The following is a 25,487-nucleotide window of genomic DNA, read 5'->3' as shown; positions in this document are numbered from 1 at the left end:
TGCGATGGCGCGGATGTGGATGGTGCGCGGGGAGGGGGGGAGCCTGTATGACTCATTTCGGGAGCGCGGAGTAGCCGCTATTGGATGGAACCAGCTGGCGGCACATGCCAAGCCGGGTGTTGGTCGCAAGCAGTTGATCGCTTTGTACCAGTCCGCCGAGCCGCAGACAAAGCAGGGCACAGTGGTCTCGGGTGCTTCCCAGGTATGGCGCTTCGTCAACGACATCCAGGATGGCGATTGGATCGTCACCTATTCTCCGGCCAATCGCCTCTATTCAATCGGTAGAGTTACTGGCACGGTAGAGCACCGTCCAGAGTGGGCCGACCAAGGCTTGCCGCTGACGCGCAGCGTGCAGTGGCAACAGCAAGAGCTGCCGCGCGACAGCTTGGGTACCAGCACCAAAAATAGCCTGGGCTCGACTCTGACGCTTTTCGAGGTGCCGTCCAGTGCTGCAGCCGAAGTGCTTGCGGTACTAAAAGGCAAGCCGGTGTCGGCAGTGGAAGATGAGACGGAAGAGATCATCGCCGACCCGCTGGCCGATATCGAATCGCAGGCGCTGGAGCGCATCAAGGATCGAGTCAATGAGCTCGACTGGGACGATATGCAGCAATTGGTTGCAGGTATCTTGCGTGCCATGGGATATAAGACCCAGGTCTCGCCGTCCGGTTCCGACCGGGGTAAGGACATTGTCGCCTCGCCTGACGGCTTTGGCTTCGAGCACCCACGCATCTTTGTAGAGGTCAAGCACCGCAAGGGGCAAATGGGTAGCCAGGAGATTCGCGGCTTTCTTGGTGGCCGCCACAAGGACGATCGAGGGTTGTATGTCAGTACCGGAGGGTTCACCAAGGATGCGCAGTACGAAGCCGACCGCGCCTCTATCCCGTTGGCAATGTGGACGCTGGACCACGTTGTTCGCGCGTTGATCGAGCATTACGACGCCACCGATTCTGAAACCAAACGAATCATGCCGCTGAAGCGGCTTTACTGGCCCGTTTGAAGCCAGAGGAATAGCCAGTGACATCCACTGAACAACTGATCGAACGCTTTATCGCCGCGCTGACTTCTCTTGGCGACAGTGCGGGTAATCAGCGCCTACTCGAAGCGCTGGGTTGGCAGGAAAGTACCTATCAACGCATTAAGCAGCAACTGATTGACAACGGCCGCATCGTTCCCGGGCGGGGACGAGGCGGCTCGGTTGCCTTGGCGACGGCTAGACACGTGTCGACCGCATCCAACAGTGTCCCCGAGGTTAAACCAGCTCCGCCCAAAGTGGCGCCTTCTATCTCCGGTCAGGCGCCCGTGCCCGAGCTCGATTACGCTGACAAGCTGTGGAAAGCGGCCGATAAGTTGCGCGGCAACATGGAGCCGAGCGATTACAAACATGTTGCCCTGGGTCTGATCTTTCTCAAGTACATCTCCGATGCCTTTGAGGCGCGACATGCGGAATTGCTGGCCGAAGACCCACAGGCAGCGGAGGACAAGGACGAATATCTTGCTGACAACATCTTTTGGGTGCCCAAGGAGGCTCGTTGGTCACACCTGAAGGTCAATGCTAAACGCGCTGAAATCGGAACGTTAGTCGATGATGCCATGCGCGCTATCGAAAAGGACAACGAGTCCCTCAAGGGTGTTCTGCCCAAGGACTATGCTCGTCCCGCGCTCAACAAAGTGATGTTGGGTGAGCTAATCGACCTCGTCTCCGGTATTGCGCTGGGAGAGGGCGAAAGCAAGTCCAGGGATGTGCTTGGCCGCGTCTATGAATACTTCCTCGGCCAGTTCGCTGGCAGCGAAGGTAAGCGCGGTGGCGAGTTCTACACCCCGCGCTCCGTGGTGGGTGTGTTGGTGGAAATGCTCGAACCCTACCAAGGGCGGGTCTATGATCCGTGTTGCGGTTCCGGTGGCATGTTCGTACAAAGCGACAAGTTCGTGCGCGAGCATGGTGGGCGCATTGGCGACATTGCTATCTACGGCCAGGAGAGCAATTACACCACCTGGCGGCTGGCCAAGATGAACCTAGCAGTGCGCGGCATTGACGCCGACATCCGCTGGAACAACGAGGGTAGCTTTCACAAGGACGAGTTGCGCGACCTACGCTTCGATCACATTCTCGCCAACCCGCCGTTCAATATCTCCGACTGGGGCGGCGATCGCCTGCGCGACGATCCGCGCTGGCAGTTCGGTGTGCCGCCCGCGGGCAATGCCAACTATGCTTGGCTTCAGCACATTTATCACCACTTGGCCCCCTTCGGTACTGCGGGCGTAGTGCTGGCCAATGGCTCCATGAGCACCAACCAGAGTGGAGAAGGCGAAATCCGTAAGGCCATGGTCGAGGCTGACGCTGTAGATTGCTTAGTGGCGCTACCAGGGCAGTTGTTCTTCTCCACACAAATCCCCGCCTGCCTGTGGTTCTTGGCCCGTGATAAGTCCAACGGAAAGGCCGGTAAAGCGCATCTGCGCGACCGCCGTGGCGAGGTGTTGTTCATCGATGCCCGCAACATGGGCCAACTAGTGGACCGCATCCGGCGAGAACTCACCAACGACGAAATCCGTAGAATTGCGACCACCTACCATGCCTGGCGGGGCGAGAGGAATGCGGGCGAATACAAGGATATTCCAGGCTTTTGTAGGGCGGCCTCGCTGGAAGACATCCGCAAGCATGGCCACGTGCTCACGCCCGGTCGCTATGTTGGCGCGCAGGCGGTAGAGGGTGATGGTGAAGCCTTTGCCGAAAAGATGCGGCGACTCGGCATCCAGTGGCGTGCCCAGCATAAGGAAGCGGTACGGTTGGATGCGAATATTGAAGCCAACCTGAAGGAGCTCGGGTATGGCGGGTGAATGGCGACCTTCAACTTGGGGAGCAGAGGTTACTCTCGAGTACGGTAAAGCGATACGTGGCTACAGTCAGACCGACGGCAAGTACCGAGTGTTTGGGTCGAATGGTCCGATTGGTTGGACTTCTGACGCTCTTGCTCAAGGCCCAGGGGTAATTCTCGGTCGAAAAGGAGCCTATCGCGGAACGGAGTTTTGCCGAAACCCTTTTTGGGTAATCGATACAGCATATTACCTCGTCCCCAAGACAGAGTTGGACATGCGGTGGCTTTACTATGCAGTAAAGCATTACAAGCTCGGAGAGGTTGACGATGGATCGCCCATCCCATCAACTACGCGTGCGGCTGTTTATATGCTCGATCTTAAAGTGCCGCCAATTGAGGAGCAACGTGCCATTGCATATGTCCTCGGCACGCTGGACGACAAGATCGAGCTCAACCGCCGTCGCAACGAGACTCTGGAAGCTATGGCACGTGCCCTGTTCCAGGACTGGTTCGTCGATTTCGGCCCCGTCCGCGCCAAGATGGAAGGCCGCGAACCCTATTTGCCTGTCGAACTGTGGAAACTCTTTCCCCAGCGGCTTGACGAGGAGGGGAAGCCGCAAGGGTGGAAGATGACCTCCGCAAGCGAGCTCGTTGAGTTCAATCCGACCGAAGCTCTGCGCAAGGGCACTGCAGCCCCCTATCTTGACATGGCCTCACTACCAACAACGGGTAGTTGGCCGGAACCACCGATCCAGCGGGAATTCGGAAGCGGGATGCGGTTTCGCAACGGAGACGCATTGCTGGCGCGGATTACACCCTGCCTCGAAAATGGCAAGACGGCATTTGTGCAGTGTCTACCGGATGATACCGTTGGCTGGGGGTCGACGGAATACATCGTCATGCGAGCCAAGGCACCCGTTCCCGCCGGATATGCTTACTTGCTTGCTAGGGATGCGGCGTTTCGTGAGCATGCGATTCGAAGCATGACTGGAACGTCGGGGCGCCAGCGTGTGCAGGCCGATTCAGTTGCTACATTTAGAGTAGCGGCGCCTGAATGTGCCGAAATATGGCATGCCTTTTCACGACTTGTTACGCCGAAGTTTGAGAGTATTAAAGCAAATGCAGACGCATCCGAGACGCTAGCGGTACTTCGCGACACCTTGCTTCCTAAGTTGATCTCTGGCGAGCTACGTGTAACTGATGTCGAGACATTCCTCGAAAGGGCCGGGCCATGAGCGCTTTACCATCGAGCTTTGACTGGTGCCCCGGAATCCGCGAAGCCTGCGGTCATTGGCGCGATGCACCAATGTTGCAACAAAATTTGGAGGCGTTGGAACAGACGCTCGACCAAAATAACGATGCCTGCATCGACTGTGCAAAGACCATCATCGAGGTCGTGTGTCGGGTCATCGTCGAAAGCTTCCATACCGCACAGGTACCTCTCAAGCCAACGCAAGAGACGCCGAGCCTGTCCGATTGGTTAAGCGCAGCCGTACGGGCATTGAAGCTTGGCGACATTCGCGACGACAAATTCAAGAAGTTGGTCTCCAGTCACCACAAGCTGGCTGGAGCGCTTAATGATTTGCGTAATCAGGCCGGGCCGGCCAGTCACGGCAAAGATCCGTATCTGGAGCGGCTTGCGGTTCATCACCGCCGCTCGGCAGTGTTGGCAGCCGATGCCATTGTGGCTTTTCTGCATAAAGCCTACTTGGATACGCAACTAGATCCGGCGAGTTCGCGCGAGCCTTGGGAGCGATTCGCCGAGCACAATGCTCTGATAGACGTCCATGTGGGACTGTCCGTTGAAACTGATGATGAGGGTTTGACCAGTTTGCAGTTTCTGCTGCCCAACGGTGATGTGTTGCCTCTGGCGGTTGAGGCCAGCCGCTTGCTGTATCAGTTTGACCGCAAAGCTTATGTCGAAGCACTAAATGCAGCTAGCGGAGTCAGCAGTTCCCAGGCCGAAGAATGACCGGAGGAGGCAGTGTATGAACAACGCTGGGGCTTTCGTATCCTATGACCAGATACAAGTACAGGCAAAGGAATCAATGGGGTGCAGCGTGATATCGGCTGACGGCGTCATCGAGGGGCATCGTTGATGGCCTTTCTTTCCGAAGCCCAACTTGAATCTGCACTATTGGATCAGCTTTCCGCGCTGGGCTATACGTGCGCCTCAGATGAACTCCTCGGCCCTGATGGTAAGCGGCCGGAGCGGGAGGCCTACGATGAAGTGGTACTTAAGCCGCGTCTGATCGAGGCCGTTGCTCGCCTGAATCCCGCGCTGCCGATCGAGGCGCAGGCCGATGCGGTACGCCGCCTGACCCAATCGGAGCTGCCCAACCTGCTGGAAGAAAATCGCCGGATTCATCGCCTGCTGACCGAAGGCGCGGATGTAGAGTATTACGCTGAAGACGCCACGCTCACGGCAGGCAAGGTGCGGTTGATCGACTTCGACACGCCATCCAAGAATGATTGGCTGGTCGTGCAGCAGTTCGTGGTAGTAGCGGGGCATGTCAAACGACGACCAGATGTGGTCGTGTTCATCAATGGACTGCCATTGGCGGTAATCGAGTTGAAGGCCCCGGGTAGTGAGAACGCGACTCTGGCGGGTGCCTTTAATCAGCTGCAGACCTATAAGCAGCAGATCCCGGCATTGTTCCGCAGCAATGCGCTATTAGTGACCTCGGATGGTTTATTGGCGCGGGTCGGTTCGCTGTCGGCCGATCTTGAGCGTTTCATGCCCTGGCGTACCACTGATGGGCAGTACATCGCGCCCAAGGGCACACCGGAGTTGGCGACGCTGATCGAGGGTGTGTTCGAGCAAGAGCGCTTGCTCGACCTGCTACGCCATTTTACAGTGTTCGGTGAAACCAGTAGCGGGCTGGTCAAGATACTTGCAGGTTATCACCAGTTCCACGCAGTAAGGAAAGCGGTTACGTCCACGTTGAGGGCGAGTTTCACAGGTATGGCAGAGGATCCTGCAGTCTATGGCCTGCCGAGTGCGGTCGATCAGCCATTGGGTGACCACAGGGCCGGGGTGATTTGGCATACACAAGGTTCCGGCAAGAGTCTATTGATGGCGTTTTATGCAGGCTTGTTGGTGGCAGAGCCGCGCATGGCCAATCCCACGCTGGTGGTGCTCACCGATCGCAACGATCTCGACGACCAGCTCTTTACCACCTTCTCGATGTGCAAGGACCTGATCCGGCAGACCCCGGTGCAGGCCGAGGGGCGCGAGCATTTGCGTGAACTGCTCAATCGCGCATCCGGCGGTGTGATCTTTACCACCCTGCAGAAGTTTGCACCTCAATCCGGCGAGACGGATTTCCCCAGGCTGACTGATCGTGCCAATGTGGTGGTTATTGCCGATGAGGCACACCGTAGCCAATATGGCTTCAAGGCCAAGGTGGCCGGCAAGACCGGAGAGATTGCGTACGGATTCGCCAAGTACCTACGTGATGCATTGCCCAACGCATCGTTTATCGGTTTCACCGGTACACCGATCGAGGCGACCGACGTTAATACGCCGGCGGTGTTCGGCCACTACATCGACATCTACGACATTAGCCGCGCGGTGGAAGACGGCGCCACGGTGCCGATCTACTACGAATCTCGGCTGGCGCGCATCGAGCTAGATGACGACGAGACGCCACATATTGACGCCGAGATCGAGGAGCTGTTGGAGGGCGAAGACGAGGCTAGCGCCGAACGCACCAAGCAGAAGTGGAGCACTGTCGAAATGCTGGTGGGCAGTCCGAGGCGGCTGACGATGGTGGCCTCTGACCTGGTTCAGCATTTCGAGGATCGCGTGACTGCACTTGACGGCAAAGCCATGGTGGTGTGCATGAGCCGACGCATCTGTGTGGCGCTGTACGACGAGATTCGGAAACTACGTCCCGACTGGCACAGCGACGATGACAACGCAGGCAGTATGAAGATCGTGATGACAGGTGCGGCCTTCGATCCGCCGGAGTGGCAACGGCATATCGGCAACAAGTCCCGCCGTGATCTCCTGGCTAAGCGTGCCCGCGATCCGCAAGATCCGCTAAGGTTGGTGATCGTGCGCGATATGTGGTTGACTGGCTTTGATGCGCCTAGCATGCACACCATGTACATCGACAAGCCTATGCGTGGGCATGGGCTGATGCAGGCCATTGCGCGGGTAAACCGTGTGTTCCGCGACAAGCCGGCGGGGCTGATCGTCGATTACATTGGTATTGCGCAGAACCTGAAATCTGCATTGGCGCAATATTCGAAGCCCGACCAGGACAAGACCGGTATCGACGAAGCAGAGGCCTTGGCAGTAATGCTGGAGAAGTACGAGATCGTGCGCAACATGTTCCATGGTTTCGACTATCGTACTGCGCTCGATGGCACGCCTGGCGAGCGATTGACGATGATGGCGGAGGCCATAGAATGGATCCTCGACAAGCAGCAGCAATGGGCTGCCGCGGAGAAGACACCGGAAGCAAAGAAGCAGGCGCAACGGCGCTTCGCCGACGGCGTATTGGCGCTGTCGAGGGCATTCGCACTCGTCGCTAGTTCGGACGAAGCGAAGGATATTCGCGAAGAGGTGGGGTTCTTCCAGGCAATTCGTGTTGCGCTGGTCAAGACGGCTGCGGGCGCAGGCATACCCCAGCGGGATCGTGAGCTGGCCATCCGGCAAATCGTCAGCCGTGCTGTCATCTCCACCGAGATCGTCGACGTTCTGGCCGCAGCGGGTATCCAGACGCCGGACATCTCCATCCTGTCGGATGAGTTCCTGGCTGAAGTTCAGCAGATGGAGAAGAAGAACCTTGGGCTGGAGGCGTTGCGCAAATTGCTCAATGACAGCATTCGCTCCCGTACCCGGACCAACGTAGTCGAAACCCGTGCCTTTTCAGAGCGCTTGGAAGACGCCGTTGCTCGCTATCACGCCAATGCCATCACCACTGCCGAGGTGCTGCAGGAACTGATCAAACTCGCCAAGGACATTCGTGCCGCACGCAGCAGAGGTGAAGAACAGGGGCTTTCCCAGGAGGAGATCGCATTCTATGATGCATTGGCTGACAACGAATCGGCCGTACAGGTGATCGGTGACGACAAACTCCGCGTGATCGCCCATGAACTGCTAGTCAGCCTGCGCGAGAACGTCTCAGTGGATTGGGCGCATCGTGAATCGGCTCGGGCTCGGCTGCGGGTGTTGGTTAAGCGCATCCTGCGCAAGTACGGTTACCCTCCAGACCTCCAAGACGGCGCTGTCCAGACGATCCTTCAACAAGCAGAGGTTTTAACGGAGGGGTGGACCGCCTCTGACATGAGGTCTATGAACGGCTAATGTGTCACTGTCGTTCGAGGCTCCTCGGGCCTGCCGATCGCACATGCCTTTAAGCCAGATTCTGAGCATTAAGGCTCAGATAGAAAGGGGGCTTTCATGGGCATGACGAATGTAGTTGCGACGCCCAATGCGAACGGCTGGTCATCGCACCCTGTACAAAATGATGGTCTGCCCTTACGCGACGCAAGCCGTTTCCCTACCGAACCCGGTCAGCCTCGGCTCGCCCCTAGTCTCTGAGGGTTTCCGCATGGGCTCGCTCGGTTAGAAGTGGACCACCGCTTTGGAACCCCAGAGCGACGCTGAAAAAGAAAAAGCCCTGAAAGATCAGGACTTCCTCTTGTATGGTGGCGAATCAGGAGATCGAATCCCAAATCCGCGGATTACGATTCCACGGTCTGACACCGCCGGTGACGAGACATGACGCTCAACTGGTAGGCTAGTCCTACCAACTTTGTCACTCAGTCGCAAAACTGTGGCGCCAGTCGCACATACTCTGGCGCCCTACGGTTACGAAGCGCCTTAGACGTCAATATTCCCCGCCCGCAACGCATTCGACTCGATAAACGCTCGCCGCGGCTCGACATCATCCCCCATGAGGGTAGTAAAGATCCCGTCCGCCGCGATCGCATCCTCGATCTGCACACGCAGCAGACGCCGCACTGCCGGATCCATCGTCGTTTCCCACAGCTGCCCGGGGTTCATCTCCCCGAGCCCCTTATACCGCTGCTTCGAAACGTTCCGCTCGGCATCCGCCAGCAGCCACTTCATCGCGCTCTTGAAGTCACTAACGGCCATGCTGCGCTCACCACGCTTGATGACAGCACCTTCCCCGATAAGCCCCGTGAACGTATTCGCGGTGGCCACGAGCTGCTGATAATCCGCCGTGTGCTGGAATTCCTGATCGATGACCGAAACGCGCACATTGCCGTGATGCGTCCGCTCGACATTCAGCGACCGCTGTTCCCGAACCGGATCATACGAAGGCACCACGCGCACTTCGTTCTTCAAAGCTTCATCATGCAACGCAGCATGAAGCGCCTTCGCCGAAGCCTCGGTCGACTCCTCATTGGAGAGATCGATCACCACCCCGTCCATGACCGCTTCCAGCGCGGCCGGGTCATACAATCGGCTCAACCGATCGATCACGCTTTGCGAAAGCAGATACGACCTTGCCAGCTCCCCAAGCGCATCCCCAGAAATCGCGGCCGCATTCTCACCCGGCACCAGCTCCGAGCCTTGCAGCGCCAACCGCAGCATGTGCGCGTTGAGCTCCGCGTCATCCTTCAGATACCGCTCGTCCTTGCCCGCCTTGATCTTGTAAAGCGGCGGCTGCGCGATATACACATAGCCGCGCTCGATCATGTCCGGCATCTGGCGATACAGGAACGTGAGCAGCAGCGTCCGGATGTGCGCACCGTCCACGTCCGCGTCGGTCATGATGATGATGCGGTGATAGCGCAGCTTGTCGAGGTTGTAGTCTTCCTTGCCGATCCCGCAACCGAGCGCGGTCACGAGCGTGACGATCTGCTCGGACGACAGCAGCTTGTCGTAGCGCGCCTTCTCGACGTTCAGCACCTTGCCGCGCAGCGGCAGGATCGCCTGGAACTTGCGATCACGCCCTTGCTTGGCCGAGCCGCCTGCCGAGTCGCCCTCGACGATGTAGATTTCGCACTTCGCCGGGTCTTTCTCCTGGCAGTCCGCGAGCTTGCCCGGCAGGCCGACGCCATCGAGCACGCCCTTGCGGCGCGTCATCTCGCGCGCCTTGCGCGCAGCATCGCGCGCACGTGCGGCTTCGACGATCTTCCCGCAAATGATCTTTGCGTCGATAGGCGTCTCGAGCAGGAACTCTTCCAGCGCCTTCGCGACGACTTCTTCAACCGGCGCGCGCACTTCCGACGAAACCAGCTTGTCCTTCGTCTGCGAGCTGAACTTCGGCTCCGGGACCTTCACGGACAGCACGCACGACAGCCCTTCGCGCATGTCGTCGCCGGTCGTCTCGACCTTCGCCTTCTTCGCGATTTCGTTGTCGGTGATGTACTTGTTGATGACGCGCGTCATCGCGGCCCGCAGGCCGGTCAGGTGCGTGCCGCCGTCGCGCTGCGGAATGTTGTTCGTGAAGCACAGCACGTTCTCGTTGTAGCTGTCGTTCCACTGCATCGCGACTTCGACGCCCACGTTGTCCTTCTCGCCGGTGGCGAAGAACACTGTAGGGTGCAGGTTGGTCTTCGTCTTGTTGATGTACTCGACGAAACCCTTCACGCCGCCGGCGAATGCGAAATCGTCTTCCTTGCCCGAGCGCAGGTCGGTGAGACGGATCCGCACGCCGTTGTTCAGGAACGAAAGCTCGCGCATCCGCTTCGCGAGGATGTCGTAGTGATACTCGACCGTGCCGAAAATGGTCGGATCGGCCATGAAGTGCACTTCGGTGCCGCGGTTCTCGGTGTCGCCCGTCACGAGCATCGGCGACACTTCCACGCCGTCCACCACCTCGAGCACGCGATCCTGCGCGACGCCGCGGTGGAACTCCATGAAACGCTTCTTGCCGTCACGGCGCACGGTGAGGCGCAGCCAGCTCGACAGCGCGTTCACGCACGACACGCCCACGCCGTGCAGGCCGCCGGACACCTTGTAGCTGTTCTGGTCGAACTTGCCGCCGGCGTGCAGCTCGGTCATCACGATCTCGGCGGCGCTGCGCTTCGGCTCGTGCTTGTCGTTCATCTTCACGTCGGTCGGAATCCCACGGCCGTTGTCGGTCACGGAAATCGAGTTGTCGGCGTGAATCGTCACGTGGATGTCGTTGCAATACCCGGCCAACGCTTCGTCGATCGAGTTGTCGAGCACCTCGAACACGAGGTGGTGCAGACCGGTACCGTCCGACGTGTCGCCGATGTACATCCCGGGGCGCTTGCGCACCGCTTCCAGCCCCTCGAGGATCTGGATCGACGAAGCGCCGTAGCTGCTGTTATCGGGTCGCGAATTGTGCTGTTCACTCATGGATATCTTCCGGTTCTGCGGGGCCACTCTCGTGGCGGCGCGGTGCGTTTCAGCGGGGGAAATCGCCGGCCGCTCGAGTTTCCTGGCCCGCCCCGGGGCACCGAAAAGGCACCAAAGGGGCGGGTTGTCGGTTCGCCATAAAAACGCCAAAGGGGCTTGCCGCCCCCTGGTGTGTGTCGCGATGTCGAACGCGTCAGATGCGCATCGGCATCACGACATACTTGAACTCGTCGTTCTCGGGCACGGTGATCAGCGCGCTCGAGCTGGCGTCGCCGAGGCTCACCTGCACGGTGTCGACCTTCAGGTTCGCGAGCACGTCGAGCAGATACGTGACGTTGAAGCCGATGTCGACGGTATCGCCCTGATAAGCGATTTCCAGTTCTTCCTGCGCCTCTTCCTGATCGGCGTTGGTCGACATGATCTTCAACTGGCCCGGCGCGATGATGCAGCGCACGCCCTTGAATTTGTCCGAGGTCAGGATCGCCGCGCGCTGCAGCGAACGCTGCAGTTCTTCACGGCCGATCTCGAACGTGTTCTTGTGCGCCTTCGGGATCACGCGCTGGAAGTCGGGGAACTTGCCCTCGACGAGTTTCGACACGAGCTCGACCTGGCCGAACGTGAACTTGGCCTGGGTTTGCGCGATGTCGATGGTGACGGTGTCGTCGATGTCCTCGAGCAGGCGCTGCAGCTCGAGAATCGTCTTGCGCGGCACGATGACTTCCTGGCGGCCGAACGTGCCGCCTTCGAGCTTCATCGACGAGAACGCGAGGCGGTGGCCGTCGGTGGCCACGGCCATCAGCTGGTCGCCGTCGACGACGAGCAGCATGCCGTTCAGGTAGTAGCGGATGTCCTGCTGCGCCATCGCGAAGTGCACCATGCCGAGCAACTGGCGGAACGACTTCTGCGGGACGGTGAGCGTTGCGCCGAAATCCTTCGCCTGCGCGACGGTCGGGAACTCGTCGGCCGCCAGCGTCTGCAGTGCGAAACGGCTCTTGCCCGATTGAACGGTGAGGCGCTTGTCGGCGAGCGACAGCGTGACCTGGCCGTCAGGCATCGCGCGCAGGATGTCGAGCAGCTTGCGGGCCGCGACGGTGGTCGCGATCTGGTCGCCGCCGACGCCGAAATCGGCGCGCGTGGTGATCTGCAGCTCCAGGTCGGTCGACAGGAATGAAACGTCCGGGCCGTTCTTGGTGATCAGCAGGTTGGCGAGGATCGGCAACGTATGGCGGCGTTCGACGATGCCGCTGACCGTTTGCAGCGGCCTGAGGAGGGTGTCTCGTTCGGTCTTGACCAGTTGCATAGAGTTCCTTCGTTGAGTAACGGCCTGCAGCGCAGCAGCCACGCAGCGCCCCGCCGGCCGGGCTCTTGGCCCGCCACCACCGGGGCGGTCAAACCAGTATTGTGCCTCAAAACCGAACCGCCCCCCTTAAATTGGGGCGGAGGCCGAATTATCAAGCGCGCCCGCCCGCTCAGCCCTTCAGCGTCTGTTCCAGCACGTGCAGCTCGTGGTTGAGCTGCGCGTCCTTGCTGCGCTCGTCGGCGATCTTCCGCACCGCGTGCAGCACGGTGGTGTGATCGCGCCCGCCGAACAGCTCGCCGATCTCCGGCAGGCTCTTCTGCGTGAGTTCCTTCGCGAGATACATCGCGATCTGCCGCGGCCGCGCGATGTTCGCCGGGCGCTTCTTCGAATACATGTCGGCGACCTTGATGTTGTAGAAGTCGGCGACGGTCTTCTGGATGTTCTCGACCGAAATCTGCCGGTTCTGCACGGTCAGCAGGTCCTTCAGCGCTTCCTTGGTCAGCTCGATCGAGATCTCGCGACCGTGGAACTTCGAATACGCGAGGATCTTGCGCAGCGCGCCTTCGAGTTCGCGCACGTTCGAGCGCAGGTGCTTCGCGACGAAGAACGCGACGTCTTCCGACAAGTTCACGCCTTCCGATTGCGCCTTGCGCATCAGGATCGCGACGCGCATCTCGAGCTCGGGCGGCTCGATCGCGACGGTGAGGCCCGAGTCGAAGCGCGAGATCAGGCGATCGTCGATGCCCGAGATTTCCTTCGGATACGTGTCGCTGGTGATGATCACCTGCGCCTTGTTCGCGACCAGCGCCTCGAACGCGTAGAAGAATTCCTCTTGCGTGCGCGACTTGCCGGAGAAGAACTGGATATCGTCGATCAGCAGCAGGTCGAGCGAGTGGTAGTAGCGCTTGAAGTCGTCGAACGCCTTGCGCTGGTACGCCTTCACCACGTCGGACACGTACTGTTCCGCATGGATGTAGCGGATCCGCGCGCCGGCCTTGTCGAGCAGCAACTGGTTGCCGATCGCGTGGATCAGGTGGGTCTTGCCGAGGCCGACGCCGCCGTACAGGAACAGCGGGTTGTACGAGATGCCGGGGTTGTCCGCGACCTGGATCGCGGCGGCGCGCGCGAGCTGGTTCGCCTTGCCGGTCACGAAGTTGTCGAACGTGAGCACCGGATTCAGCTTCGAACGTTCGTACATCGAATCGGCTTCGCCGCCGTTGGCGGGCGCGGCGCCCGGGCCCGGACGCCACGTGCGGCGGCCGGCCGCGGCTTCGTGCGCGGGCAGGCTCGGCAGGTCGATGTCGGCATCGTCGGCGTTCAGGTGGTGCGCGGCGGCCGCGGACGGCGTCATCGGCACGCCGGCCGGCGCGCTGGGCGTGGCGGCGGCATGCGCGGTCAGGTTGGCGGCGATCGCGGCGACCGTCGCGGCCGGGCCGCCGGGAGTCAGCGGCGCGCGCGGCGCAGCCGGTGCGGCGCCCATGGCGGCGCTGCGCATGCCGGCCTTCGGATCGAGAACGAACTGGACTTCGATCGGCGTGTTCCAGAATTCACGGGCCAGATCGGCGATCCGCCCCGAAAACTGGCTCTTGACCCAGTCCAGCTTGAAGCGGTTCGGCGCGGCGATGGACAGCGTGTTCGCCGACGCATCGAAGGCCACCGGGGCCAAGGGTTTGATCCACGTCACGTACTGCTGGGGCGTCAGCTCGCGCTCCAGCAGTGCGGAACAGTGTTGCCAGAAATCGTTCATCAAGTAGCTGTCGTTTTTGCGTGCACAGCGCGGCTCGCCGGCGCGCTTGTCGCGGTCGCGCAACAAGGCCCGAAGCGGTCGTGCGAGCGTGCGTCGGACGCCTGCGTCACAGTCTTGGCGGGGCAGGCGCGGGCCGAAGCGGCGTGCGGGATTCTTGGAGATAAGGCGAGATTCTAACGCCAAACGAGGCCACAGCGGGACTTATCCACAGGCTGGGTTTGTGGGGCGCGGGGCCGGATCGCCCGGGCTATGCACAGGCGGACGACTCCTAAGGTATTGACCGTCAAGAGAAAAACGGTTTAAATAACGGGTTCCGCGAAAACCAATCCTGTATTCCCGGCGATTGCGTTCGCCCGAATGCCTCCGGTTAAGGGCACGCGGTCCCCTGAATTTCGACATTCTCGAACAAGTGAGAACATCATGAAACGTACTTACCAACCGTCCGTGACGCGCCGCAAGCGCACCCATGGCTTCCGTGTCCGCATGAAGACGGCAGGTGGCCGCAAGGTCATCAACGCTCGCCGCGCGAAGGGCCGCAAGCGCCTCGCCATCTAAGGCAGGTTGCGCGCTGTGTCCGCCGTCCGCAGTTCCGCGGAAGGTGCCGTCGAGCCGGGTGCGAATCCGTCGCAGACGAAAGCCGCCTTCCCGAAAGCTGCGCGACTTCTGAAAACGGATGAATTTTCATCCGTTTTTCGTTTGCGCCCCTGGCGGCGTTCCGCGCACTTCGTGATCTACGGCAAGCCGACCGGTCAGCCCGCGCGTCTGGGGCTCGTCATCGGCAAGAAGTATGCGCCGCGAGCGGTAACCCGTAACCTCGTGAAGCGGCTGGCGCGCGATGCGTTTCGCTTGCGCCGGGCCGAATTCGCCGGGTACGACCTGCTGCTGCGGCAGCACACGCGCTTCGACAAGAAAGCGCTGCCGAGCGCGGCTTCCGCCCCGCTCGCGGCGATGTGCGAGGCCGAGATCCGCGAACTGCTCGACAGGGCAGTCCGGGAAATCGCCCGCCGCGCGTCGAAGCCCGCGTCCGAGTGACGCATCCGTGCCCGGTGCGGCGTTCGCGCCCCCGGCCGGTTTTGACGCGGCGTCGTACGGCGCCGCCCAAGGTATGGAAACGGTATTGATCGCCTTGCTGCGCTTCTACAAGGTTGCCGTGAGCCCGATGCTCGGCAACCGTTGCCGTTTTTATCCTTCCTGTTCGGATTACGCGCGCGAGGCAATCCAGTATCATGGCGCCGCGCGCGGCACGTATCTCGCCGTCAGGCGCGTGTGCCGATGCCATCCGTTTTCCGCGGGCGGCATCGACCTCGTCCCGCCGCCCAACTCCGACACTCGCGCTCGCGGCGAAGCCGACGCGCGGTCCCATCGACTCTGAGACAACGCATGGATATCAAACGCACCGTCCTATGGGTGATCTTCTTCATGTCAGCTGTCATGCTGTACGACAACTGGCAGCGGGACCATGGACGCCCGTCGATGTTCTTCCCGAGCGCCACGCACACGGCCCCGGCCGCTGCCGGCGGCGCATCGGGCACGGGCGCGACGACGACCGCAGGTGAAGTGCCTGCCGCCGCGGCCGGCGCCGCACCGTCGACGACGGCCCCGGCCGCCCAGGCGCAGCTCGTGAAATTCTCGACCGACGTGTACGACGGCGAAATCGACACGCGCGGCGGCACGCTCGCGAAGCTGACGCTGAAGAAGCAGGGCGACGGCAAGCAGCCCGACCTGTACATCACGCTGTTCGACCACACGGCCGGCCACACGTACCTCGCACGCACGGGCCTGCTCGGCGGCGATTTCCCGAACCACAACGACGTCTACACGCAGGTCAATGCGGGCCCGACGTCGCTGACGGGCGACCAGAACACGCTGAAGCTGTCGTTCGAATCGCCGGTGAAGGGCGGCGTGAAGGTCGTGAAGACCTACACGTTCACGCGCGGCAGCTACGTGGTCGGCGTCGACACCAAGATCGACAACGTCGGCACGGTGCCTGTCACGCCGACGGTCTACATGGAACTGGTGCGCGACAACACGGCCGTCGAAACGCCGATGTTCTCGCATACGTTCCTCGGGCCGGCGGTCTACACGGACGCGAAGCACTTCCAGAAGATCGACTTCAGCGACCTCGACAAGAACAAGGCGAACTTCGAGAAGGCCGCCGACAACGGCTGGGTCGCGATGGTGCAGCATTACTTCGCGTCGGCTTGGATTCCGCAGCAGGGCGTGAAGCGCGACATCTACGCTGAAAAGATCGATCCGACGCTGTACCGCGTCGGCGTGAAGCAGCCGGTCGCCGCGATCGCGCCGGGCCAGTCGGCCGACGTGCAGGCGCGCCTGTTCGCCGGTCCGGAAGAAGAGCGCATGCTCGAAGGCATCGCGCCGGGCCTGGAGCTCGTGAAGGACTACGGCTGGGTGACGATCATCGCGAAGCCGCTGTTCTGGCTGCTCGAGAAGATTCATGGCTACGTCGGCAACTGGGGCTGGGCGATCGTGTTGCTGACGGTGCTGATCAAGGCGGTGTTCTTCCCGCTGTCGGCCGCCAGCTACAAGTCGATGGCGCGCATGAAGGAAATCACGCCGCGCATGCAGGCGCTGCGCGAACGCTTCAAGAGCGATCCGCAGAAGATGAACTCGGCGCTGATGGAGCTGTACAAGACCGAGAAGGTCAATCCGTTCGGCGGCTGCCTGCCGGTCGTGATCCAGATCCCGGTGTTCATCTCGCTGTACTGGGTGCTGCTCGCATCGGTCGAAATGCGCGGCGCGCCGTGGATTCTGTGGATTCACGACCTGTCGCAGCGCGATCCGTTCTTCATCCTGCCGGTGCTGATGGCCGTGTCGATGTTCGTTCAGACGAGCCTCAACCCGACGCCGCCGGACCCGGTCCAGGCGAAGATGATGAAGTTCATGCCGATCGCGTTCTCGGTCATGTTCTTCTTCTTCCCGGCTGGTCTGGTGCTGTACTACGTCGTGAACAACGTGCTGTCGATCGCGCAGCAGTACTACATCACGCGCAAGCTCGGCGGCGTCAAGAAGAAGCCGGCCTGACGCCCGTTGGCCTCGCGGGCGGTCAGCTGCCCGCGATGCTCGCAAAAAAAGCCGCATGGTTCATGACCATGCGGCTTTTTTGTTTCCCGGCGGCGGCGCGTGCGGTGGCTGCGTTCAGGCTTTCTTCGCTTCGAGTTTCGGATCGCCGTAGAACTGCTCGATCAGTTCCTGAACGAGGTAGCGCTGGTGCGGAGACAATGCCTCGATCTTCGACGCGAGTTCGATCGTCTCGGGCGTCGGCGGATAGCGTTCGTCGCGCGGCAGCGGTTGCGGCGTCGGATGTTCGATCACGCTCGGCGACGGCCCGTAATGCAGCCAGTGCACTTCGACGCGCAACCATTCGGCCAGCGTTTCGAGTTTGTCCGACGTCGGGATCGTGCGGCCCGTCAACCATTTGTGCGCGGTTTGCGGCGAAACGGGATGCGTTCCGCGGTGGCGCAGATTGAATCGGTTCGCCAGCTCCGTCGCGCCCGTGACCTTCTCCGGGCTGCGCCGCAGGGCGAATTTCAGGCGTTCCGAGAACGCGGCTTTTTCTTCGGATGTCGGCATGGGGAGATTGTGCAATTCCATCGCCGCGTCTCAGACAACCATATGAGATAAACGTATCTCATTCAGACGAATCCCGACCTTGGTTAGGATGGGGAATGAAATTGAGGGACGTACTGCCAAGCCCCTCCGGCCCGCATACTCGTCCGAAATGGCCGGTGTGTGATGCGGCCGGACTGATACTCGGCTTATCCCCGGTGGGATAAATTCGGGCGAGTCCGAATCCGGCGTCGCGGCCGGTGGCGTGTGAGCCGGCACGCTACAATGCCGGCGTTCCGATGCCCGAGCTGTTGTGCGGGCGCACCATTGACACGCTGTTTACCCGATTTCTCCGATTCCCATGCTCGCTACCGATTCCGATCCGATCGTCGCCATTGCCACTGCTGCCGGCCGGGGTGGCATCGGGGTCGTCCGCGTGTCGTTCGGGCGCGGCGGCGAGGCGGCCGCGCTGCCGCTGATCGACGCGTTGTGCGGGCAGAAGCTCGCGCCGCGTCATGCGAGCTACGTGCCCTTCCTCGACGCGCACGGCGCGCCGCTCGACCGCGGGATCGCGCTGTATTTCCCGGCGCCGCATTCGTACACCGGCGAGCACGTGCTCGAGCTGCAGGGGCATGGCGGGCCGATCGTGATGCAGCTGTTGCTGCAGCGCTGCCTGGATGCGGGGCGTGGCTTCGGGCTGCGGCTCGCGGAGCCGGGCGAGTTCACGCGACGCGCGTTCCTGAACGACAAGCTCGATCTCGCGCAGGCCGAGGCCGTCGCCGACCTGATCGAGGCGAGCACCGAAGCGGCCGCGCGCTCGGCCGGGCGTTCGCTCGACGGCGCGTTCTCGCGGCAGATCCATGCGCTCGTCGACGACGTGATTACGCTGCGGATGCTGGTCGAGGCGACGCTCGATTTTCCGGAGGAGGAAATCGACTTCCTCGAAGCGGCCGACGCACGCGGCAAGCTCGCGAAAATCCGCGCGCAGCTCGCGCACGTGCTCGGCGACGCGCGGCAGGGCGCGCTGTTGCGAGAAGGGCTGTCGGTCGTGCTTGCGGGGCAACCGAACGTCGGCAAATCGTCGCTGCTGAATGCGCTGGCGGGCGCCGAGCTGGCGATCGTCACGCCGATCGCCGGAACGACGCGCGACAAGGTGGCGCAGACGATTCAGGTCGAAGGGATTCCGCTGCACATCATCGATACGGCCGGGCTGCGCGAGACGGAGGACGAAGTCGAGCGGATCGGGATTGCGCGCACGTGGAGCGAGATCGAGCGCGCGGATGTCGTACTGCATCTGCTCGATTCGCGCACGGGGATGACGCCGGACGACGGGACGATCGCGGCGCGGTTTCCGGCCGGCGTGCCGGTGGTGCGCGTGCTGAACAAGACGGATCTGACCGGCGTGCCGGCGTGCGTCGAGCATCCGGCGGCGGAAGGTGACCTGACCGAGGTACATCTGTCGGCGAAGCGCGGCGACGGGATCGACATGCTGCGCGCTGAGCTACTGCGGATCGCGGGGTGGCAGGCGGGGGCCGAAGGCGTATATCTCGCGCGCGAGCGGCATCTGATCGCGCTGCGGGCCGCGCAAGAGCATCTCGCGCAGGCGGCGGATCATGCGGAGCAAAGGGCGCAGTCGCTCGATCTGTTTGCCGAGGAGCTGAGGCTCGCGCAGGAGCAGCTCAATGCGATTACCGGGGAGTTCACTTCGGACGATCTGCTTGGGGTGATTTTCAGCAGGTTTTGTATCGGGAAATGATCCCCGGCTCGCCGATCTCTTGGGTGCGGCTCATGTGCCAGCATCGTACCGGCACGCCTAGTAACACGTTACGGTCCAGAATAGGGTGACCGAGCCTCTCGTGACGGCTCCGTCACGGAGCTGACTATTTCGCCCGCGGGTTGTTCGCGCGAATACTTGAAGATCCACGTTCAAACAATGTTCGGCCCGATGTCGTGCTCCATGGTTGGCGCGATCGCCGGGCCTGCATTAGCTCGCGCTTCCCATTCTTGTCGTACTCCGCTGTCCGTCTCACTTGCGATTGACTACCAGCCGGCTCAGCAAATCCTCGTATTGCTCGTTCACGCCCACATGTCCACGCTCATGGCAAGCCGTCTGCTCGGAGGTGCGTAATGGCCTATTCCCCCATTACTCCGGTTCAGAGCGTCCCCGCATAACCGTAGGCGAATACTGCGGCTGCGTGCTCATCGATTTCAGATCTGGTTCGCAGCGCGGCGAGTGGAATCTTGGCCGCGCCGGTGTCTCGTTGCGCCATGACCAATTGCGCTAAGGATCCAAGCGCTGCGCCTCGCCGCTCAAGTAGCCGACTCGAAGGCAATGGACTAGCGATTTCAGCGGGCAGCGTATTTCATTGACAGATAGACCTTAGGGGTCTAAATTGGATTGCGTTGGGTAACGCTCCGCGTAGCCCGCTACCTCCGAAAGGAACGACATTATGAATAGCATCGCATTTGCGCGAATTCCGCGCGACCACGCCTATGGTCCTCAAATATTTCCCGCCGACGCCGGAAGACCTGCAAGCGCTGAAGGTGCGCCTCGGATTCACCGGCGAGCAGATGGCTCAGATGTTCGGATTGGCCGGCAACAGTCAGTGGCGGAAGTACACGGGGGGAATCGAGCCGAGACCGATGTCGTTGTCGATGCTGTTTCTAGCGCTAGCGCTGCAGGACCGTTCCGCGACGGTCGACCAAGTGCTCGAGAAGTGTCGGGAGGTCGGCGCAACGATCGAGCTGGACGGCGAGTAAGCGCTGACGGCCTGCTTGCTGCCGCCTTTCCGAATATTCTTCCCAAATCTGCCGATCCGCTCGCCCTCATACCGAGGGCCTGGTGTAACGGTCGGCCGTCGAAGCCCGTGATCACTGTCACGTCCGAGCTATTCGAACTTACCGGTATCCGTGCTGCAGGACACTGGCTGAATGTTTGCCCGATGACGAGTCCGGGCCGGTGGTGTCGGTCGATGTTCGATAACCTCGTCGCTAGCTTCGGTCGTACCCCCTCCCGTGCGGACGGCTGCGTAGCGTTCAAATGCAGTATCAAGGCCGCATCTCGCACCGACCGTAAAGCCTCGGAGGTGTGTGCATGAGAACCTCCGTCACCGAAATCATTCTTCGCTGTTCGCTCGGTGCAGTGAAGGCATATGCGTTTTTCGTGATCGCTGAGATCGAGCATCGGGGCCACGCGGCGCGTTGCGTGGAAAAGGCGGAGGCGCATCATGGCTCAAAATGATGACGCAAGCCTGTCTGTCGAGGAGGCGCGCCGCGAACTGTTGCAGGCATCGCGTCAACTGAGCGTTCTGTTGCTCGATTTGTCGATGGATCCCGAACGGGTGTTTGAACACTTTGCCGTACGTCGTGACGCTTTCTTCGAGCTGTTGTCGGATCTGAGCGTCAAGGTCAATACGCGTCTGGAGGAAATGCTTCGTGAGTGAAAGCATGAGTCTACCCGTCGAGACGCAGCTCGCTGGCGTGCAGGCAAGGTAGAAGACCTAGTGGAGGCCGTTGTCGCCGTCAACGTCGCCTGGCCCAAATATCCTTCGTGGATCATCGACGGAATATTCGCTGCGATATTCGCGTTCTTGGCGGCGAGATCGTGGGTACTATGGCGCGGCTTCCGTGCATCGACGGCAAGCGGCCCTAGAGGGAGTGCTCGTATTTCCAGATCGACGTGGCCGAACATCCGAGCTGGTCGTATCGACCTGATTGAGCGCAGGTCAGGATCGTTGCATCCGGATCATCACCCGCATCAATCCCAATGACGATGATGGTGGTAATACCCGCCGTCACCGTAATACCCGCCACCATCAGGCACCACGATACAGCCGCTCAACAACACGGCGACGCCGACAATCAGCAAAAGGGTTTTCTTCATGGCGTTCACCTGCTCGGGTTCGATATGAAACCGAGCATAGCGAGCGCCCGCAACCCGGGCTGTAAGCATTGGTATCCCTGCGGCGCTTTGCGTAACGGCGCATTATTCCGGTCAAAATGACCGTAACAAATACCCAAACAACAGACGTTATCAGGCGACGACCACCCTGTTTCGCCCCGTATCCTTCGCCCGATACAGCGCGGCATCGGCGGCTTCGATCAACGCATCGGGTGTCGACAGATCATCCGCCGACACGGTCGCACAGCCGACGCTGACGCTCACGCGCCCGGCCGGCGAGTCGGGCATCGCGAGGTCGAGCCGCAGCACCGCTTCGCGCGCTTCGTCGGCTACCACCCGCGCGCCGCGCGCGCCGGTGTTCGGCAGCACGATCGCGAACTCCTCCCCGCCGTAACGCGCGACGATATCCGCGGGCCTCCGCACGGCACCGGCCAGTGCATTCGCGACGGCGATCAGGCACGCATCGCCCTTCACGTGACCGAATGCGTCGTTGTACGCCTTGAAGTGATCGACGTCGACCATCAGCAGCGACAGCGGTTCGCCCTGCCGTCGCGCCTGCAGGAACAGCGTGTGGAAATGATCGTTGAAGTGGCTGCGGTTGAACGCGCCCGTGAGCCCGTCGCGCGCGGACGAACGAATCAGCGTGGCGTGCGCTTCGAACAACTGCTGATACAGCATCGTCACTTCCCACGCGAGCACGCACACGAGCACGCCGGGCGTGAACATGCTGAACACGCGTGCGACGTACCAGCCGACCGTGAAGCGGTTCGTGGTCAGCAGGTTCAGCGTCGTGTCGGTCAGGCACGCGAGCACCGCGATGGCGAGCCACAGGTCGAGCGTCGTGCGCAGCCGTCCCGTGACCAGCACGCCCACGAGCGCAAGCACGTTGAGGATCCAGACGACGAGCGCGATGCCGTTGACGGGCAGCACGGCCGCGTCGCGAGGCGGATGGAACGCGGGCGGCAGCGACACGTTCAGCGCGAGCGCGCACAGGAGGGCCGCCGCGACGGCCGGCCCGCCGACGAGCGCGACCGTCCAGCGGCGCGTCTCTTTCGCGCCGACCGGGGCGCGCGTCAACCGCTCGCGGGCGAACAGCGCGGCCATCACGAAGCACGGAAAGCCGGCATGCCAGAAGATCCACATCCATGCGGCGCTTTGCGGGCGGGCGCCGAGCAGGCCATGCGGCGCGAACACGCCGGGAAAGGTGAGCAGTTGCAGCGCGACGGCGAGCGCGGTGAACGCATAGGCGCCGCCGAGCGCACCGAGCACGGGCTGGCGCGTCACGGTGAACTGCGCGCCGAGGAAGAACGCCGCGATGCTCGCGGTCGTGAACACGGTGAGCGCGCACATCGGCATGAACGGCTCGACGGCCGGCAGCGCGACGTTCGCGTGCGGCGCGGCGATCCCGAGCGCAAGCAGGATGACGAGCGCCGTCAGCGCGCCGAACCACAGCTGACGTTGCGTCGTGTGCTGGATCAGGATGCCTTCCATGGACTCCCCCGGACACGCGTGCTCAAACGCCCGATCTTGCGCCGGGCAGCACGCATCCGATCGCGGCGCGACCGGTGCGGTCCGATCCTATCTCGTTATTGGCGTCCGCTCAAATGCCGAGCCCCGGGCCGAAGTTGCCGGCGACGCAGCGTGTGACGGCGTCGACGTCCGCGTAATCCTGTTCGGGCAGGCCGTCGAGCATCGACAGCACGTCGTTGCTGGCGCCGGCATCGCGTGCGGCATCGACGATCGCATCCTTGTTCGCCGGATAGCGGACGGCCGCCAGCACATCGGCGATCTGCAGGTCGATCGTTTCGTTCGGGATATCGTGCGGAGGAAGGGCGGGCTTGTCGTTCACGTCGGCGTCTCGCGGGTTGGGCGGGAATCGGGTCGAAGCGCAAGAATCGTGCACCGCATGTTACTCGGCCGGCGGAGGCGGCCGGCGCGTGCTGCGATCGACGATGATCGAAGTCAATGCCCGCGACGCATGCGGCGCCACGGATGCTTCCAGTCGATGTGCGGCGCGTTCTCGTCGCGCGGATGCTGGCGGCGATGTTCCTGCCAGAGTTCGTCGGAAAACAGCGCGGCCACGATGACCAGCGGCAGCACGAGGAAAATTCCGAGTATGACTTGCTCCATCACGATAGCCTCCTTGCGGTGGCAGGAACCCTTGCTCCCATTCTAGGCTCTGAACTGCGCCCGCGTTCAATTTCTTACAGTGCGAAACGGGCCCGAACGCGGCCGTGCCGCGCGGGCGTTCCGCACGTGCGCCGGCATTAAAAAGGACATGAACATGCAACTCCAGAACGATACCAACACACTCGCGCTGCGGCCGCTGGAGCGCCAGGACCTGCGCTTCGTCCACGAGATGAACAACGACGCGAAGATCATGCGCTACTGGTTCGAGGAGCCGTACGAAACCTTCTCGGAACTGTCGCAACTGTACGACCGCCACGTGCACGACCAGCGCGAGCGCCGTTTCGTCGCGGTCGATGCGCAAGACGAACTGGTCGGCCTCGTCGAGCTGATCGAGCTCGATTACATCCACCGTCGCGGCGAGTTCCAGATCATCATCGCGCCTCAGTGCCAGGGGCGCGGCTACGCGGGCCAGGCGACGCGCCTCGCGATCGAGTACGCGTTCAAGGTGCTGAACATGCGCAAGCTGTACCTGATCGTCGACACGTCGAACGCGGCGGCAATCCATGTGTACGAGAAATGCGGATTCCAGCACGAGGCCGAATTAAAGGAAGAATTTTTCGGGAATGGCGCGTATCACAACGCTTATCGCATGTGCATCTTCCAGCGCGATTATTTCGAGCGCCAGCAAATCGGGCTGAATAAAGCAGGGTAAACGCCACACTGGTAAAAGGCACTTGCGGCGGGGCTCGGAGGGCGCAGAACGGAGGCGGGAACTACGGATAAATACGGATGCGCTTATACCTGGCATTTTTCTTGTATCAGGTAAATGCGATTCCGCGCTGCGGTAAAGTCGAATCGTTTCGGATGACTTTATGTGCAACGCATCAAAATGATCCGGATAGCGAAATGGATTATCCAAACCGTTCAATCGGCGCATTGTAACTTTGCTGAAAGCCCTGTCGGGTAACGCTTTCCGCCCGGCGGCGCGGGCCGGCGCGTCGTTCGGCAGCCGTTGCCGCCGGCGTGAATCGCGCCAAAAGTGGGTTGCGCGCGGGGTGCGACAATCCGCCGCTATTGCGGTCGCACAACAAATGTGCTTGCTATCGTTTGCCGGTCTTCTAAAGTGAAAAACGCGGGTTCACGATCACCTTTAAACACATAGCTAACCCAGCCTGGTGCCCGCAAGCCTGGAGACAGAACATGATGAAGCGTACCGGTGTCCTTTTTGCCCTTGTCGGCGCATTTTGTGCTGTGTCGATTGCCAAGGCCGGCGGCGATTCGGCCGTCAAGCCGAAGCAGGAAATCCAGCTGACGAAGAATGCATGGGGCTGTCTGTCCAAAGACAATCTGGATTCCGTACTGAATCACGAACGTGACGGCAAGTCGCAGGCGAAGCAGCAGTACTTCGACGACTTCCGCTGCCTGTCGGTGCCGGAAGGCCAGCGCTTCCGCGTGGTATCGGTCGATCAGGGCGACGTGCAGTTCGTCAGCGCCGACAACAGCGACCAGCAAGGTCTCTGGACCGATTCGCGCTTCGTCAAGCAGTAACCGTCCATTCACCGCGCCGTCGCACGACGCCCGAGCGCACCGGCCCGACGGGCCGGCGGAGCGAATCGAACACGGCCCGGCCATGCCGGGCCGTTGTGCTGTGAATCGCGCATGAAGCACGCCGGACGGCGCGCATTCGGTATCATCACGGCCCGACCGAACCGAATGCC

23 protein-coding genes are annotated in these 25,487 nt (G+C 61.4%); 15 read left to right on the top strand and 8 right to left on the bottom strand.

The annotated features are described in order from the left end of the window. The first annotated feature begins 4 nt into the window (after positions 1-4). The 5 genes from HWX09_RS11155 to HWX09_RS11135 all read left to right on the top strand — a co-directional run bounded on the left by HWX09_RS11155 (position 5) and on the right by HWX09_RS11135 (position 8,130). A complete protein-coding gene (locus HWX09_RS11155; protein ID WP_027783069.1) occupies positions 5-997 on the top strand; it encodes a restriction endonuclease in 993 nt (330 codons plus the stop codon). Between the two features lie 302 nt (positions 998-1,299). Next, complete coding sequence (locus HWX09_RS11150) at positions 1,300-2,835, top strand: class I SAM-dependent DNA methyltransferase (protein WP_027783068.1); 1,536 nt, start codon at positions 1,300-1,302, stop codon at positions 2,833-2,835. Continuing rightward, positions 2,825-4,048 (top strand): restriction endonuclease subunit S, encoded by a 1,224-nt coding sequence (locus HWX09_RS11145; protein ID WP_080681286.1) that lies wholly within the window; start codon positions 2,825-2,827, stop codon positions 4,046-4,048. Before HWX09_RS11150 ends, HWX09_RS11145 begins: the two co-directional genes overlap by 11 nt. Next, positions 4,045-4,785, top strand: a complete 741-nt coding sequence (locus tag HWX09_RS11140) for an abortive infection family protein (protein ID WP_027783066.1) — start codon at positions 4,045-4,047, stop codon at positions 4,783-4,785. Before HWX09_RS11145 ends, HWX09_RS11140 begins: the two co-directional genes overlap by 4 nt. 126 nt (positions 4,786-4,911) lie before the next feature. Beyond that, positions 4,912-8,130, top strand: a complete 3,219-nt coding sequence (locus HWX09_RS11135) for a type I restriction endonuclease subunit R (protein ID WP_027783065.1) — start codon at positions 4,912-4,914, stop codon at positions 8,128-8,130. Between the two features lie 519 nt (positions 8,131-8,649). Here the strand turns inward: HWX09_RS11135 and gyrB are convergent. The 3 genes from gyrB to dnaA all read right to left on the bottom strand — a co-directional run bounded on the left by gyrB (position 8,650) and on the right by dnaA (position 14,171). After that, the gene (gene gyrB / locus HWX09_RS11130; protein WP_027783064.1) at positions 8,650-11,124 is read right to left on the bottom strand and encodes a DNA topoisomerase (ATP-hydrolyzing) subunit B; all 2,475 of its coding nucleotides are present in this window, start codon (positions 11,122-11,124) and stop codon (positions 8,650-8,652) included. Positions 11,125-11,317: 193 nt separating this feature from the next. Beyond that, positions 11,318-12,424: a DNA polymerase III subunit beta gene (gene dnaN, locus HWX09_RS11125; RefSeq protein ID WP_006490996.1), complete on the bottom strand. Its 1,107-nt coding sequence runs from the start codon at positions 12,422-12,424 to the stop codon at positions 11,318-11,320. A gap of 169 nt (positions 12,425-12,593) precedes the next feature. Further along, a complete protein-coding gene (dnaA, locus tag HWX09_RS11120) occupies positions 12,594-14,171 on the bottom strand; it encodes a chromosomal replication initiator protein DnaA (RefSeq protein WP_027783063.1) in 1,578 nt (525 codons plus the stop codon). Between the two features lie 420 nt (positions 14,172-14,591). Between dnaA and rpmH the strand changes: the two genes are divergently transcribed. The 4 genes from rpmH (at position 14,592) to yidC (ending at position 17,213) form a co-directional block, all read left to right on the top strand. Next, on the top strand, positions 14,592-14,726 hold the full coding sequence (rpmH, locus tag HWX09_RS11115) for a 50S ribosomal protein L34 (protein ID WP_004198824.1): 135 nt from the start codon (positions 14,592-14,594) through the stop codon (positions 14,724-14,726). A gap of 15 nt (positions 14,727-14,741) precedes the next feature. Further along, positions 14,742-15,203 carry a ribonuclease P protein component gene (rnpA, locus tag HWX09_RS11110; protein ID WP_027785803.1) on the top strand — a complete coding sequence of 154 codons (462 nt, stop codon included), beginning with the start codon at positions 14,742-14,744 and terminating at the stop codon, positions 15,201-15,203. A 73-nt stretch (positions 15,204-15,276) separates the two neighbouring features. Continuing rightward, positions 15,277-15,543, top strand: a complete 267-nt coding sequence (yidD, locus tag HWX09_RS11105; protein WP_006750110.1) for a membrane protein insertion efficiency factor YidD — start codon at positions 15,277-15,279, stop codon at positions 15,541-15,543. An 8-nt stretch (positions 15,544-15,551) separates the two neighbouring features. Next, entirely contained in the window at positions 15,552-17,213 is a 1,662-nt protein-coding gene (gene yidC / locus HWX09_RS11100) for a membrane protein insertase YidC (RefSeq protein WP_027785802.1), read from the top strand. Positions 17,214-17,327: 114 nt separating this feature from the next. Here the strand turns inward: yidC and HWX09_RS11095 are convergent, their stop codons facing one another. Further along, on the bottom strand, positions 17,328-17,762 hold the full coding sequence (locus HWX09_RS11095; RefSeq protein ID WP_027785801.1) for a transcriptional regulator: 435 nt from the start codon (positions 17,760-17,762) through the stop codon (positions 17,328-17,330). A gap of 337 nt (positions 17,763-18,099) precedes the next feature. Between HWX09_RS11095 and mnmE the strand changes: the two genes are divergently transcribed. The 4 genes from mnmE to HWX09_RS11075 all read left to right on the top strand — a co-directional run bounded on the left by mnmE (position 18,100) and on the right by HWX09_RS11075 (position 21,181). Beyond that, positions 18,100-19,494 carry a tRNA uridine-5-carboxymethylaminomethyl(34) synthesis GTPase MnmE gene (mnmE, locus tag HWX09_RS11090; RefSeq protein ID WP_027785800.1) on the top strand — a complete coding sequence of 465 codons (1,395 nt, stop codon included), beginning with the start codon at positions 18,100-18,102 and terminating at the stop codon, positions 19,492-19,494. A gap of 737 nt (positions 19,495-20,231) precedes the next feature. After that, on the top strand, positions 20,232-20,498 hold the full coding sequence (locus tag HWX09_RS11085) for a hypothetical protein (RefSeq protein WP_034185451.1): 267 nt from the start codon (positions 20,232-20,234) through the stop codon (positions 20,496-20,498). A 334-nt stretch (positions 20,499-20,832) separates the two neighbouring features. After that, positions 20,833-20,979 carry a hypothetical protein gene (locus HWX09_RS11080; protein ID WP_155257379.1) on the top strand — a complete coding sequence of 49 codons (147 nt, stop codon included), beginning with the start codon at positions 20,833-20,835 and terminating at the stop codon, positions 20,977-20,979. Continuing rightward, positions 20,966-21,181 carry a hypothetical protein gene (locus HWX09_RS11075; protein WP_027785798.1) on the top strand — a complete coding sequence of 72 codons (216 nt, stop codon included), beginning with the start codon at positions 20,966-20,968 and terminating at the stop codon, positions 21,179-21,181. Before HWX09_RS11080 ends, HWX09_RS11075 begins: the two co-directional genes overlap by 14 nt. Before the next feature lie 314 nt (positions 21,182-21,495). Here HWX09_RS11075 and HWX09_RS33840 read toward each other — a convergent pair whose 3' ends face one another. The 4 genes from HWX09_RS33840 to HWX09_RS11060 form a co-directional block, all read right to left on the bottom strand. Continuing rightward, positions 21,496-21,621: a hypothetical protein gene (locus HWX09_RS33840; RefSeq protein WP_268907366.1), complete on the bottom strand. Its 126-nt coding sequence runs from the start codon at positions 21,619-21,621 to the stop codon at positions 21,496-21,498. 150 nt (positions 21,622-21,771) lie between these two features. After that, positions 21,772-23,130, bottom strand: a complete 1,359-nt coding sequence (locus tag HWX09_RS11070) for a sensor domain-containing diguanylate cyclase (protein WP_027785797.1) — start codon at positions 23,128-23,130, stop codon at positions 21,772-21,774. Positions 23,131-23,239: 109 nt separating this feature from the next. Next, complete coding sequence (locus tag HWX09_RS11065; RefSeq protein ID WP_027785796.1) at positions 23,240-23,488, bottom strand: DUF2795 domain-containing protein; 249 nt, start codon at positions 23,486-23,488, stop codon at positions 23,240-23,242. A gap of 113 nt (positions 23,489-23,601) precedes the next feature. Further along, complete coding sequence (locus HWX09_RS11060; protein WP_175888569.1) at positions 23,602-23,769, bottom strand: hypothetical protein; 168 nt, start codon at positions 23,767-23,769, stop codon at positions 23,602-23,604. A gap of 154 nt (positions 23,770-23,923) precedes the next feature. Here HWX09_RS11060 and speG point away from each other — a divergent pair, with 154 nt between their 5' ends. Beyond that, a complete protein-coding gene (speG, locus tag HWX09_RS11055) occupies positions 23,924-24,481 on the top strand; it encodes a spermidine N1-acetyltransferase (protein ID WP_027785794.1) in 558 nt (185 codons plus the stop codon). Between the two features lie 488 nt (positions 24,482-24,969). Next, the gene (locus HWX09_RS11050; RefSeq protein WP_027785793.1) at positions 24,970-25,317 is read left to right on the top strand and encodes a hypothetical protein; all 348 of its coding nucleotides are present in this window, start codon (positions 24,970-24,972) and stop codon (positions 25,315-25,317) included. Positions 25,318-25,487 lie beyond the last annotated feature (170 nt).

Origin of the sequence: Burkholderia sp. BCC1208, assembly GCF_902833095.1 — a bacterium.
Taxonomy (GTDB): Bacteria; Pseudomonadota; Gammaproteobacteria; order Burkholderiales; family Burkholderiaceae; genus Burkholderia.
This window is presented reverse-complemented; position numbering and strand designations above follow the sequence as displayed.